The following is a 14,072-nucleotide window of genomic DNA, read 5'->3' on the forward strand; positions in this document are numbered from 1 at the left end:
AGAGTGATTTTCTAGCCTATTCAAAAGCCCTAGATTCAAGGAGCAAAAATCATCAGCGACCGAAGCGTATGCAGAAATACGTTAGGGTGCTGATGATTTGCAGTGACGCAGAAGGTAGGAGTTTTTCAATAGGCTTAGCCTGTTCAAAATCCTTAAATTCAAGGAGCAAAAATCATCAGCGACCGAAGCGTATGCAGAAATACGTTAGGGTGCTGATGATTTGCAGTGACGCAGAAGGTAGGCGTTTTTCAATAGGCTTAGCCTGTTCAAAATCCTTAAATTCAAGGAGCAAAAATCATCAGCGACCGAAGCGTATGCAGAAATACGTTAGGGTGCTGATGATTTGCAGTGACGCAGAAGGTAGGAGTTTTTCAACAGGCTACTAGCTACTTAAAACGTCCTTTACCTTATCAAAAAAAGACTTCCGCTGCTCATGGACCTCTTCACCACTAACAGAAGCAAATTGTCTAAGGGCATCCTTCTGCTTATCTGTTAGTTTAGTTGGTACTTCTACGATCATTTTTACATATTGGTCGCCTTTTCCATAGCCCCTTGGGCTTACGATTCCTTTACCTTTTAGTCGGAATACCGTGCCGCTTTGGGTGCCCTCTGGAATCTTGTATTTTACTTTACCCTCTAGGGTTGGCACTTCCATTTCATCCCCTAACGTTGCTTGCACAAAGGTGATTGGTATTTCACAAATGACATCTAGACCATCCCTTTGGAATATCTTATGGGGTAATACTTTGATTACAACATAGAAATCGCCAGAAGGTCCCCCCTTAATACCAGGTTCTCCTTCTCCTCGAATAGGAATTACCATACCTGTGTCCACTCCAGCAGGTATTTTAACCTTAAGCTTTCTTTTCTTTCTGACTTTACCTTTACCATTACATTTATGACAAGGTTCTTCTATAATATGTCCTTCACCATGACAGTGGGGACAAGCTTTTACATTCACAATTTGCCCTAAAGGAGTTCTTTGGGCATAACGGATTTCACCTTTACCGTTACAATGGCTACAGGTCTTCTTAGATGTACCTGGCTTTGCTCCACTACCATTACATTCATCACAATTATCGTTTCGGTGGAATTCCACTGTTTTATCAGTACCAAAAGCTGCTTCTTCAAAAGTTATACTGCTTTCGTATTTAATATCTGCTCCTTTTTGGGGACCAGACCTTCTACGGGAAGAACCACCAAATCCACCGCCAAACATATCAAATATATCACCAAATATATCCTCAAATCCACCACCAAAGCCTTCAAAACCTCCGCCACCGTTTCCATTAACTCCTGCATGCCCAAACTGATCGTATCTTTGCTTCTTCTCTGGGTCACTTAGAATTTCATAGGCTTCGTTAGCTTCTTTAAACTTATCTTCAGCCTCTTTATTATCTGGATTACGGTCGGGATGGTACTTCATAGCCAGTTTACGGTAGGCTTTTTTAATTTCTTCTGGAGAAGCCCCCTTCTCCACTCCTAAGACCTCATAAAAATCACGCTTACTCACCTACTCACCGCCTTTCAATAGTTGTAACACCCGCTGAAAAACCCGATCTTCTTCGTCACTACAAGAACACCGCACCCTTACGTATGTTCTATACGCAACATTGGCAGTGTTCTCTTGTTCCTTAAATCTAAATAGTTTTTTCAACAGGCTAGAGAGTATTGAAATTATCAACAATCGCAGGACACCCTAAAGGGTGTCCTGGAGAATTATTTTTCGTCATCTACCTCTTCAAATTCAGCATCAACAACATTGTCATCCTTTTGCCCTTGACCTTGCTCTGGATTTCCACCCTCTGGAGCCTCCTGTTGATACATTTGCTGAGAGATGGCATGGAAGGCATTCGTTAAATCTTCAACACCTTTTTTCATCTCATCTAAATTATCAGCTTCAATAGCCTTCTTAAGTTTTTCAATCTCTTCTTTCACTTTATCAGCATCATCTTTATTGATCTTATCTTCAGCATCCTTTAAGGTTTTTTCAGATTGATATACTAAAGAGTCTGCTTGGTTTCTAATTTCGATTTTTTCCTTCTTTTTCTTATCTTCTTCTGCAAACTGTTCAGCCTCTTTTATCTTCTTTTCGATTTCATCGTCGGATAAGTTAGTTGAAGCTGTAATCGTAATCTTTTGCTCTTGACCTGTACCTAAGTCTTTAGCAGAAACATTTACGATACCGTTGGCATCAATATCAAATGTAACTTCAATTTGAGGAATTCCCCTTGGAGCAGGTGCAATTCCTGTTAATTGGAATCTACCTAATGTAATGTTATCTTGAGCCATTGATCTTTCCCCTTGTAGTACATGAATCTCAACTGCAGGTTGATTATCAGCAGCTGTAGAGAAGATTTGGCTCTTCTTTGATGGAATCGTCGTATTTCTTTCGATTAACTTAGTGAATACCCCACCTAAAGTCTCGATACCTAAGGATAATGGCGTAACGTCAAGTAATAATACATCTTTAACTTCACCAGTTAATACCCCTGCTTGGATAGAAGCTCCTACTGCAACACACTCATCAGGGTTTACTCCCTTATGGGGGTCTTTACCAGTAATCTTCTTTACTGCCTCTTGAACAGCAGGAATACGGGTTGATCCACCAACTAAGATTACCTTATCAAGGTCGCCAGATGATAAACCTGCATCTGATAAAGCTTTTCTCATTGGCTCTAAAGTCTTATCTACTAAATGGCTAGTAATTTCATTGAATTTAGCTCTAGTTAAATCCATCGTTAAATGCTTAGGTCCTGTTGCAGTAGCTGTAATGAAGGGAAGATTGATATTAGTCGTCATTGTACTAGAAAGCTCCTTCTTAGCCTTTTCAGCTGCCTCCTTTAGACGTTGTAAAGCCATTCGATCTTCTCTTAAATCAATTCCTTCTTGCTTTTTAAACTCTTCTGCGATGTGATTAATTACCACTTGGTCAAAGTCATCTCCACCTAAGTTGTTGTTACCGTTAGTCGCAAGAACTTCAAAAACCCCATCACCTAATTCAAGGATCGAAACGTCAAATGTTCCTCCACCTAGGTCATAAACAAGAATTTTTTGATGTTGCTCAGTTTTATCAAGACCATAAGCTAAAGAAGCTGCTGTTGGCTCGTTAATAATTCTTTGTACATTTAATCCAGCAATTTTACCTGCATCCTTAGTTGCTTGTCTTTGGCTATCTGTAAAGTATGCTGGTACTGTAATTACTGCATCTGTTACTGTCTCTCCTAAGTAAGCTTCTGCATCTGCCTTTAATTTTTGTAAAATCATAGCAGAAATATCCTGTGGTGTATAATTCTTATCATCAATTTTCACCTTATGGTCAGAACCCATATGGGTTTTAATTGAAATAATTGTTCTATCAGGGTTTGTAACCGCTTGTCTTTTAGCTGGTTCCCCTACGATTCTCTCTCCATCCTTACCAAAACCTACAACCGATGGAGTTGTTCTATTACCTTCTGAATTTGGTATAACAACTGGTTCTCCACCTTCTAATACTGCCACACATGAGTTTGTGGTTCCTAAGTCAATCCCAATAACTTTACCCATAGTAAATACTTCCTCCTTATGAAATAGTTTTATATTTTTAATAGATTTTTTACAAATTTATACTACTTGGATACCTTTACCATTGCAGGTCTAAGAATACGGTTATTAATCTTGTAGCCCTTTTGATAGACTTCAATCACTGTATCTGACTCTGCATCAGTCTCCTCCTGCATCACTGCATGGTGAAGATTAGCATCAAAAGCTTGATTTAAAGCATCTATTTCTTCAATATCATGCTTTAATAAAGTTTCCTTTAATTGCTTTGTTACCAATTGAATACCTTGATACAAGCCATCTTCAGGAGATGCATTTTCAGCTCCTACTAAAGCTCTTTCTAGATTATCCATGATTGATAGTAAGTCTAATGCGATTTTCTCATTGGCATATAAATATATTTCACTTTTTTCCTTCTCTACTCTTTTTCTAAAGTTTGAGAAGTCTGCCTGTAATCGCTGTAGTCTGTTGAAGTAATCTTGGATTTCGGCATCCTTTTTCTTTAGCTCTTCTTCTAGTGAATTTTCTTCAGAAAAATCAGTTTCCTCCATCACATCATGAGTAGCCTCTAGATTGTTATCGGCTGTTTCCTGTGTCTCCTCTATTTCTTGAGACTCTTTTTCATCTCGAATTTCCTTCTCCAATCATTACACCGCCTTTTTTTCTGTAAATATTTATGATAAAAATACAAAAGAGTCAGTGCAAAACGTTTTGACACGTCCCGCACTTTTTAATGATCTATCTTTCCTTTAGGATCTGATTGATATAGGAGCTAATCTGTTGCATCACACTGATGACGTGGGAGTAGTCCATCCTTGTAGGCCCTATAACACTTAACCATCCCATTACATTTCCCTCTAGGTTGAAGGTGGCTGTAACAAGGCTGCAGTCCTTCGCCTCTTGGAATGGATTTTCACTACCAATAGATATTTTTATTCCGTTGGATTCCGATGCAGTAATCATATTTGTGATCAAAGCCTTTTCCTCTAACATGGTTAGAAATGACTTTGCCTTTAAAACATCACTAAATTCTGGGAAATTAAAGATATTTGTTGTACCATTCATGAATAATTCAAAGTCGTCTATTTCTTCTAGGGTTTTAAATACCTGTGGCACAACAGTATCAATAATATCACTGAACTGATGGGCTTCTTTTCTTAGATCCCCCACTAGTTTTTGTTCAATGTCTTGAATAGTTAATCCTGTTAGCTTTTCATTTAATAGGGTCGACACCCTCATCATAAAGTCATAGTCCATTCCACCGGATATTTTTAGTAGAGGCTTCTTGATCACCCCTGTATCTGTCACAATCATTGCTATGATGTGTTCATCCCCTATTGGCACTAGCTGGATATGCTTCAGCTTACTCCCCTTAATTTGAGGTGCCATGGCGATGGAGGTATAGTTGGTTAACTGAGACAAAATTTTCGAACTATATTGTAGAACATCCTCCAGTTCTCCAAATCGTTTGATCAGACTTGATTTAATCGTATCCCTTTGAAAGGTTGCAATTTTTTTCATTTGTAATAGATAGTCAACATATAAACGATAAGCCTTGTCAGAAGGAATCCTACCAGCGGAAGTATGGGGTTGTGTTAAATACCCTAAATCTTCCAAATCAGCCATTTCATTTCTAATAGTCGCAGGACTAACCCCTATACTGTATCTCTTTGTAAGGGTTCTAGAGCCTATTGGCTCGGCAGTTTGAATATAATCCTGAACAATTGCCTGTAAAATTTTCAGCTTCCTTTCATTTAACTCCATCTTATCACCTCGTTATTAGCACTCTATATCGTTGAGTGCTAATGCTACCTGCTATTAAAATATCACTTCATTTTTCTTTTGTCAATAGTTATTATAAATTTTTCTAATAAGAATCTTTACAATAACATTTCTTGAAAAACAAGATTAGAAAGATCAATCCCTGTTGCTGTTAATTGAATTCTTTTATCATCAATCGTAATTAATCCTTCCTTTATAAGCTTCTCAAATACCCCCCCATAAATCTCTAGTGGAGAAACTCCAAATCGCTCTTGAAAATCCTTTATTAAGATTCCTTCCATCAATCTTAAGCCTAAGAACATAGTCTCACTGATTTCGTCCTCTCTGCTATTATTAATGATGTCCACTATAGGTAGTTTCCCCTCTGAGAGTATTTTGATGTAGGTGGAAACATCACCTTCATTATTATATCGTTTTGATAATCTATAGGAATGGGCTCCTGCCCCTAGTCCCAAATAGGATTGATTATGCCAATAGGTGAGGTTGTGTTGGCATTGATATCCTGGTTTTGAGAAGTTAGAGATTTCATAGTGCTGATACCCCTCCTGTTGTAGGAAATTGATAGCCTCATGATACATATTCAACTCAAGTTCCTCATCTAATTCCTTTAGCTTTCCCTCTACATTCCAATCATAAAAAGGGGTATCCTCCTCCCAAATCAAACTATAGGCAGATATATGTTGAATTCCTAGATTAGTTATTTCTCTTAAACTAACTTTCCAGTCCTCTATTTTTTGCCCTGGTAGGGCAAACATCAAGTCAACATTGATATTATCAAAACCTACCTCTTGGGCTGCTTTTAAATTTTGAAGAAACTGTTGATAATTATGGATTCGTCCTAGTTTCTCCAATAAGTGATCTTGACATGCTTGCAAACCAATACTAAGTCGATTAACTCCTGCATTATAGTATTTCTTTAATTGGTCATAGGTCACTGTCCCTGGGTTCATTTCCATCGTAATTTCTGGATTTTTCCCAATATGAAATCTTTTTATAAGGCGATTCATGAGGGAAGTCATTTGCTCTCCTGTTAACAAGGAAGGTGTACCACCTCCAAAGAAAATCGTCTTTACCTCATAGTTCCTTAATTCTTCTTCATATAGATCTATTTCCCTTAATAAAGCTTCTAAATAAGGTTGTATCAACTCCTTCTTTCCCCCATAGGAGTTAAAGTCGCAGTAGAAGCATTTCCTTTCACAAAAAGGAATGTGTATATAAATACTGATTGGTTTCATGTTTTCACCCCTCTACTTCTTAAACATTCCATAATTTTACTTAATATTCAATAATTAATAATTAATAGTTAATAATTAATAGTTAATAATTAATAATCAATAGTTAATCATTACTCCCACAATTAATTTCCCAACAAACTTTAAAAATAATAAAGAAAACTAGTAACTTAGCTTTTTCCGCTAGGTTACTAGTCTATATTAAATATTAATCATCTAACTTTAGTACCGACATGAAGGCTTTTTGAGGTACTTCTACATTACCCACCTGTCTCATACGCTTCTTACCTTCCTTCTGTTTCTCTAAAAGCTTCTTCTTACGGGTAATATCTCCACCATAACATTTAGCAAGTACATCCTTACGTAATGCCTTGATGGTTTCTCTAGCGATGATTTTTTGCCCAATAGCCGCCTGTAGTGGAATTGGGAATTGATGTCTTGGGATCTCGTCCTTTAACTTTTCGCACATCGCCTTTCCTCTGCCGTAAGCCTTTGACTCATGAACAATAAAGGATAGGGCATCAATCTGCTCACTATTAATTAATATATCTAATTTAACTAGTTTAGATTCCCGATAACCCAAAAATTCATAATCTAAAGAACCATAACCCTTCGTTCTTGATTTTAAAGCATCAAAGAAGTCGTAAATCACTTCATTTAGAGGTAATTCATAATGAATCGTCACTCTATTTTCATCAATATATTCCATATTCTTCATGTCACCCCGTCGTTCTTGACAAAGGTCCATTACAGTTCCGGTGTATTGGGTAGGAACCATAATATGGGCATTAACGATTGGTTCCTCCATCATATGGATTTCCTGTGGCTTTGGAAGATTAGCTGGGTTTTGGATCATTACCACATCCCCATCAGTCTTCGTGACCCGATAGATTACACTAGGGGCAGTAGTAACCATGTCAAGGTCAAATTCCCGCTCTAGACGTTCTTGAATAATCTCCATATGAAGTAAACCTAAGAACCCACATCTAAAACCGAAACCTAATGCGACAGAGGTTTCTGGTTCAAACACTAGGGCTGCATCATTTACCTGCAGCTTTTCAAGAGCATCCCTTACATCCTCATACTTTTGTCCCTCAGCAGGATAAATACCACAATACACCATCGGTGTCACCTTTCGATAACCCGGCAATGGCTGAGGTGTAGGATTTTCTGCATTGGTGATGGTATCTCCAACACGACAGTTTCTTACATCCTTAATACTTGCGGCAACATATCCAACGTCACCCGCCTTTAATTCTGCTTGAGGAACTTGTCCAGGAGATAGTACCCCTACCTCTACTACTTCAAAGGTTTTATTGGTAGCCATCATTTTAATCTTCATACCCTTTTTGATGCTTCCTTCCACTACACGGATATAGGCTACTACACCCTTGTAGTTGTCATAATAAGAGTCAAAGATTAAGGCCTTTAGAGGTGCATCTTCGTCATCCTTAGGTGATGGAACCTTTGCAACAATAGCCTCCAATACATCTGTAATATTAAGACCTTCTTTAGCTGAGATCAAAGGTGCATCACTGGCGTCTAGTCCAATAATGTCCTCTATTTCCTTCTTTATTTCATCAGGTCTTGCACTAGGTAAATCAATTTTATTTATAACTGGTATAATTTCTAAATCCTGCTCCAATGCTAGATACACATTTGCTAAGGTCTGAGCTTCTATTCCTTGGGCAGCATCCACCACTAGGATTGCCCCTTCACAGGCTGCCAAACTTCGAGAAACCTCATATGTAAAGTCCACGTGACCGGGAGTATCAATTAGGTTTAAGTAATATACTTCCCCATCCTTAGCTTTATAGGCTAACTTAATGGTTTGAAGTTTAATTGTAATTCCCCGTTCCCTCTCTAAATCCATGTTATCTAATAATTGATCCTGCATTTCCCGTTGACTTACTAGTCCTGTAAATTCGATCAGTCTATCGGCCAAGGTAGATTTACCATGATCAATATGGGCAATGATAGAGAAATTTCTAATTTTCTTCTGTCTATCACTTGGCATAAGGTGAAATCCTCCTTTTTTCTTGCGTAACTTTATAAATTATATCACAAACCATCTTTGGTTGGTAGTCTATCTATTAATATTTACAAAAAAATGTCGGTTATCCCGACATTTTCATGATTAGTTGCTTCACTTTTTCTATCACATTCCCTCCATAGACTTTTCCCCATTGGATAGAACGTTTTACACCTGCCACCACTTGCTCTTGATCTATGTAGAATTGATCGCCAAAAACCTCAAAGTGGTGAAGGTTTCCCTGTTGCTGATAGGTAAATAATCGGCCTCCATCGAAAAGTGCCATCATATCCCTTAGGGCATAGTCAGTTGCCACAATTCCAGATATCAAAACAAAGAGCAATAGCATTAGAATCAAATTGACGTAGCGTTTATCTTTCTTAAGCCTTCTTTTTTTTTCCATTCGACTCATTCTCATCACCATTGGTAGTTTTGACCAAAGGCTAATTTTATAAACGCTTTTTATTTAATTTTTTATTTTTTATTCCTCCAATAATTTTAACGCTTCTGCAAATACTTCTGCAAAATATTGAGCTGAGAGTTTTGCTTCTTCAATTGTATTTACATTACTTCCTAGTTCCAACAGAGCATAATGATCTACTAAAAATTGATTAAATTTCCCATAGGGTTTCACTAATACTGGTTTACTTAATCCAGGATACCTATAATCACTGATTGTTTTTACATAATGGGCAAAGTCTTCTAACTTCTTGCGATTTGGATTCTCTGGACCTATTACAAATTGAAACTTTGTCATTTTCAAATTATTGAATACTACTTGATTATTTTTTATAATGCTCTCTCTATGGGGACTGGAATCTACATTATCGTATCCATCCCTATGAAGATCTAAGACAACTTTAATACTAGGATTTTTTTTAAGAATTTCACTAGCCGTTACTAAAGAACGGGCATAAGAACCATTTTTCGATGGGTAACTATGGAAAGTAGTTTCATGGATAACATTAAAACCCTGTTTTTCTAACTCTTTTTTTATGATTTCCCCTGCAGCGATGACTGTATACTGTTTTCTAGTACTATGGAAGTTATCTTCAGTGGCAGGCAGATATGATTCTGAACCATGGGCATGATAAATCAAAATATGGGGTTTATCCTTCTCAAATTTAATTTTTTCAGGAACAATAGGTAAATTTTCTAATGACAGTTCGCCTTCGAGAGTCAAGCTATCTATCACCGCAACTTCTTCTGTACCAGGTACATAAATCCCTTCCTCCAATTCACTTTGGTCGTCTCGATCCCCTACTTGCTCTTGACTAACCTCTGTTGAGTCTCCATTGGACCCACCGATTTCCTTCACATTATCTGTTTTATCCGTTTCTTCTGTCCCATCTATATTCTCAAACACGATATTGGGAATAGAAACAGGTGTCGACTCATCTGAAGTATCAGTATATTCAAGTTGTAATGCCAGCATCTTGTTATATGTATTAATCCCCGGTAGTTGTGACCTTACAAAAGTATAGGGATTACTTAAGTCAATAAAAAACACATTATTCATTACAGACTCATATATTCCTTTGATTGCTTCAATGGGGCCTTTTCCATCAGCAGACCCTCCTGCAGGAAATACATGATTGATTGCTCTTTGTAAAAATTCTCCTTGTTTGTCCGTCTCAACTGTTTTGGATATCTTTTCTTTTGGGATTGCCTCCAACTGATTACTGGCGGCTAGGGCCCTCTGCTCAAAAATTAATCTCCCCAGTGAAAAAAAGACAGCCAATAGAAGCACCAGTATAATAATGTTTTGATAATCCCTCACTAGTTTTTTCTGTAAGTTAGACAACTTAAGCACCCACCTTTATAGTAATATATAAATACTTATGAAGGGGATGCTTAAATTATGACTTGAGGGATTGCTTTTATATTAGCTATGTATAAGAGCTAATGTACTGCGGGATCCCTCAACTTATTTTAGGGTGGATTGTAACTAATGTATATAACGATTTACGTCCTTTAAGTCTATTCCAGGATGAAGAGCAATATTAATGCCATTGGCAATGATTTGAGAGAGATTTAATACGACTTCATCAATGTCTTTTGGTGTGACCATTACATTTGCATTGTAGGGTTCTAGAATTTCTCGAATCAAGCTATATTTTTCATCATCCTTTAACTCTTGAAGCATTTTATAAAACTCTGTACCCTTATTGGATTGACGGGTAAAGGCTTCAATTACCATTGAAATCGTATCGTTGGTCATTGTGGCAGCATCCACTACTGTTGGAACCCCAATGGCGATTACTGGTACCCCTAAATTCTCTTGATTCAAAGCCTTTCTTTTATTTCCTAAACCGGACCCGGGACTAATTCCAGTGTTGGAAATTTGAATAGTGGCATTTACCCTTTCCATTTTCCTAGATGCCAAAGCATCCACTGCAATAACGATGTCAGGTCTAACGTTATCCACAATTCCTTTGATAATTTCACCAGTCTCCACACCTGTAGTCCCCATTACCCCCGGTGAAACTGCACTGATTTCTGCTAAATCATCATCTTTATCTTTTTTATAGAATTGAAATAAATGTCTAGTTACAAAAACCTTTGAAACAACCTTCGGCCCTAAGGCATCTGGCGTAACATTCCAATTTCCTAGTCCAACTACTAGGGCTTTAATATGTCTTTTATTCCCTACTAGTGCCCTTAATTCCTTTGCTAATAATTGGCTGACTTCATCCTTCAAGTCAGCATCTGCCCTTCTTAAAGCGCCACTTTCTAAAGTGATGTAACTTCCCTTTGGCTTTCCCATGATTTTGGCAGCCTCATCATTTAAAACCTCTACCCTTGTGATTGTTACATCTTTTATGTCCTCTTGCTCTACGGCAACCCCTTGTATCTCCTGCTTCTTCTCCTCTTGGTAAAGCTCCCGTGCCTCCATAGCGAGGTCAGTTCTAATTTGAAGCTCTATTCTTTCTTCCATTTAATCACCTCATATACTAGATTATAAAATGCCAATAAGTAAATTTTATTATATTTAGTATTGGAAAAAATGGATTAAATTATTTCAAATAGATTTTTTTCATTGACTTTGTTCCAATAAAAAGATAATATTAAAAAGTATTTATTGATTTTGACTTTAGGAATAGAGAACATTTGCAGATCTTCAATATATTATTACTTAAAATCGTATTTTTAACATAATAAATTGCCTAGAATAGCTAAAAATAGTATAGTTGTTTTCCTTTATGGAAATAAAACTATTATCATTATTTTTTATTGCATTTTGTCTTTATTTCTGATAAAATTACAATGTTACTGACCACGTAAGGGGGTGAACATATTGGCAAATATCAAATCAGCACAAAAGAGAATTAAAGTTATCGCTAAAAAAACTGCAAGAAACAGAATGATCAAGTCTGCACTTAAAACTGCTATTAGAAGATTCGAAGAGGCTGTTGCAGCTGGAAACTTAGAAGACGCTAAAGCAAAGTTAAGATTTGTAGAAAAGAAATTACATCAAGCTGCTGCCAAGGGTGTAATTCATAAGTCTAAAGCTTCTAGAAAAGTTTCTAGATTAGCTGTTAGATTAAACAAGGCTGTTTAATCCCACATACAAAAAACCGTGTCTCGGGTTTTATATAAAAAAGCGTACATATGTACGCTTTTTTTATTTAAAGTCAGAAGAGTCAGAGGGGACGAAGAGTCAGAGGGGACGAAGAGTCAGAGGGGACGGTTCTTTTTGACTTTTTTATATCTTTTGTACGCTATTGCGATCTATTCCCGATACTCTAGCTATTGTTCTGATAGAGCTATTTGTTCTTTGTTTAAATTCTTTAATTAACTCATTTCTTAGATGTTTATTATTCTTAACTTCCTCATAAGCTTTATCTTCCTTTTTCAAAAAAACTTCTATTATTTCATGTATCTTTTTTTCTTCAGCCTTTTTGCCTTCATCATCTTCTATTATATCTAAAAAATTCTTACTATCCTGCATACTGGTGAAATCAATCATAAGATCAATAGCCTTAACCCTATCCTCAGAATATATTCCTAATACTTCATCAACTTCCATTAAATTATATTGATCTACTCCCTTCCCACAATAAATATTAAAACTACTCCATGGATATTTTAGGGGCATATTTACAATATTTGCTTTTACTGGATTGTTATGGATGTATCGTAACACTTCCAATAAATAGGTATCATCTTCCACTGCCTCACTTTTATATCTATCTTGAAATACATGCCCTATCCTTTCATATTTTTTATTGTAATAGGTGGCATAGCTAGTGTTTATTCTTTTCATGATCCTAGAGATATTGTCCTCTTCCTCTTTTATTAATAAATGTATATGGTTGTCCATTAAACAATAGGCATATAGCTTAAACTCTTTAAACTTTTTCTTTTGCTCCATAATCATTAGAAATCTTTCCCGATCCTCATCATCATGAAAAATTAACTTCCTTTCATTTCCTCTCATAATTACATGATAGATGCCTGTATTGCCATATACTCTTGCTTTTCTAGGCATATATATCCCCCCACCAATTTTCTATAAGTTTATTTACATATTATTTATGAGTATAATATACCATATATAGTAAAAAAGTCAAAGGAACCGTCCCCTTTGACTCCTAGTCCCCTTTGACTCCTGTTTACTTATAAACGCCCCTATATTTATTGTCAATCAATTCAGCTATCTTCCCCATGGCATTTCTATTAGCAATATTAGTCCAGTCATCTTTATTTGCCTCTGTCTTTTCTAAAATAGAGAAGGGCTTACCTACAATAATCTTTACATCAGCATATTGAAAACTTTCCCTACCCATATCCCCTTTAATTGGGAGCAGTTTTTCTGTACCCTCTAGTCCAATAGGTACTATATCTACATTTGCCATTTTAGCAATTAGCAAAAATCCTTTTCGAGACTCAATCATAGCTCCAGTTCTACTTCTGGTCCCCTCAGGAAAGATAAACAAAGAACCTCCCTTAGATAAATGTTCAACGGCTTTTTTTAGAGCTTTTTTATCAGGAGAATTTGGCTCGATAGGGATCGTATTAACAGTATCCATAACCAACTTTGTCAGGGGATTCTTGCTCAATTTCACTCCTGCCATAAAAGCTATATCGTTATCCTTAAGAAGATTATTAAGTAATACACCATCAATATTACTGAGGTGATTACCTATATAGACAGTGGGTATACCTCTTCTAGCTTCTACTATATCTTTATTCAAAATTTCTATATTACCATATTTCTTAATCGTACGATCCAGAATTTTATTTGTCGCTTCAACTCTTATTTTTTTTGGTGCAATACTTGATGCCATTGCGAGAAACTTTAATAATAGGCTCATTTAATTTCTTTCCTCCCTTTAGTAGTATAACCTTGTACATAAAATACTCCATAAAGGAGCTAAGGAGTCAAACAATCGAGTAGGCTGGAACCTTGCAATTCCAACCCCTCACAGAACCGGACTTGCCCTATTAAGGCATCCGGCTCTTCACTTCACCATTTACATAAC

General features: G+C 36.6%; 14 protein-coding genes. 2 read left to right on the forward strand and 12 right to left on the reverse strand.

Going from position 1 to position 14,072, the window contains the following annotated elements:
• Positions 1-68 precede the first annotated feature (68 nt).
• Positions 69-386 carry a hypothetical protein gene (locus JOC73_RS05780; RefSeq protein ID WP_204401078.1) on the forward strand — a complete coding sequence of 106 codons (318 nt, stop codon included), beginning with the start codon at positions 69-71 and terminating at the stop codon, positions 384-386.
• Here the strand turns inward: JOC73_RS05780 and dnaJ are convergent.
• The 10 genes from dnaJ to gpr form a co-directional block, all read right to left on the reverse strand.
• Entirely contained in the window at positions 383-1,513 is a 1,131-nt protein-coding gene (gene dnaJ / locus JOC73_RS05785; RefSeq protein ID WP_204401080.1) for a molecular chaperone DnaJ, read from the reverse strand. The two genes, JOC73_RS05780 and dnaJ, sit on opposite strands and share 4 nt — an antisense overlap.
• Positions 1,514-1,657, reverse strand: coding sequence for a hypothetical protein (locus JOC73_RS05790; RefSeq protein ID WP_204401082.1), 144 nt, complete (start codon positions 1,655-1,657; stop codon positions 1,514-1,516).
• A gap of 62 nt (positions 1,658-1,719) precedes the next feature.
• On the reverse strand, positions 1,720-3,546 hold the full coding sequence (gene dnaK, locus JOC73_RS05795) for a molecular chaperone DnaK (RefSeq protein WP_204401084.1): 1,827 nt from the start codon (positions 3,544-3,546) through the stop codon (positions 1,720-1,722).
• A gap of 62 nt (positions 3,547-3,608) precedes the next feature.
• Entirely contained in the window at positions 3,609-4,184 is a 576-nt protein-coding gene (gene grpE, locus JOC73_RS05800) for a nucleotide exchange factor GrpE (RefSeq protein WP_204401086.1), read from the reverse strand.
• A 94-nt stretch (positions 4,185-4,278) separates the two neighbouring features.
• Positions 4,279-5,304 carry a heat-inducible transcriptional repressor HrcA gene (hrcA, locus tag JOC73_RS05805; RefSeq protein ID WP_204401088.1) on the reverse strand — a complete coding sequence of 342 codons (1,026 nt, stop codon included), beginning with the start codon at positions 5,302-5,304 and terminating at the stop codon, positions 4,279-4,281.
• Between the two features lie 116 nt (positions 5,305-5,420).
• On the reverse strand, positions 5,421-6,557 hold the full coding sequence (gene hemW / locus JOC73_RS05810; protein WP_204401090.1) for a radical SAM family heme chaperone HemW: 1,137 nt from the start codon (positions 6,555-6,557) through the stop codon (positions 5,421-5,423).
• Positions 6,558-6,762: 205 nt separating this feature from the next.
• The gene (lepA, locus tag JOC73_RS05815) at positions 6,763-8,571 is read right to left on the reverse strand and encodes a translation elongation factor 4 (RefSeq protein ID WP_204401092.1); all 1,809 of its coding nucleotides are present in this window, start codon (positions 8,569-8,571) and stop codon (positions 6,763-6,765) included.
• Positions 8,572-8,671: 100 nt separating this feature from the next.
• The gene (locus JOC73_RS05820; protein WP_204401094.1) at positions 8,672-8,989 is read right to left on the reverse strand and encodes a hypothetical protein; all 318 of its coding nucleotides are present in this window, start codon (positions 8,987-8,989) and stop codon (positions 8,672-8,674) included.
• A 78-nt stretch (positions 8,990-9,067) separates the two neighbouring features.
• The gene (spoIIP, locus tag JOC73_RS05825; protein ID WP_204401096.1) at positions 9,068-10,390 is read right to left on the reverse strand and encodes a stage II sporulation protein P; all 1,323 of its coding nucleotides are present in this window, start codon (positions 10,388-10,390) and stop codon (positions 9,068-9,070) included.
• A 144-nt stretch (positions 10,391-10,534) separates the two neighbouring features.
• On the reverse strand, positions 10,535-11,524 hold the full coding sequence (gene gpr / locus JOC73_RS05830; protein ID WP_204401098.1) for a GPR endopeptidase: 990 nt from the start codon (positions 11,522-11,524) through the stop codon (positions 10,535-10,537).
• 360 nt (positions 11,525-11,884) lie between these two features.
• Here gpr and rpsT point away from each other — a divergent pair, with 360 nt between their 5' ends.
• Complete coding sequence (rpsT, locus tag JOC73_RS05835) at positions 11,885-12,148, forward strand: 30S ribosomal protein S20 (protein ID WP_204401100.1); 264 nt, start codon at positions 11,885-11,887, stop codon at positions 12,146-12,148.
• A 144-nt stretch (positions 12,149-12,292) separates the two neighbouring features.
• Here the strand turns inward: rpsT and JOC73_RS05840 are convergent, their stop codons facing one another.
• Both JOC73_RS05840 and JOC73_RS05845 read right to left on the reverse strand, forming a co-directional pair.
• On the reverse strand, positions 12,293-13,078 hold the full coding sequence (locus JOC73_RS05840; RefSeq protein WP_204401102.1) for an REP-associated tyrosine transposase: 786 nt from the start codon (positions 13,076-13,078) through the stop codon (positions 12,293-12,295).
• A 124-nt stretch (positions 13,079-13,202) separates the two neighbouring features.
• On the reverse strand, positions 13,203-13,904 hold the full coding sequence (locus tag JOC73_RS05845) for a lysophospholipid acyltransferase family protein (RefSeq protein WP_204401104.1): 702 nt from the start codon (positions 13,902-13,904) through the stop codon (positions 13,203-13,205).
• Positions 13,905-14,072: the final 168 nt, after the last annotated feature.

Origin of the sequence: Alkaliphilus hydrothermalis (assembly GCF_016908555.1) — a bacterium.
GTDB lineage: Bacteria > Bacillota > Clostridia > Peptostreptococcales > Natronincolaceae > Alkaliphilus > Alkaliphilus hydrothermalis.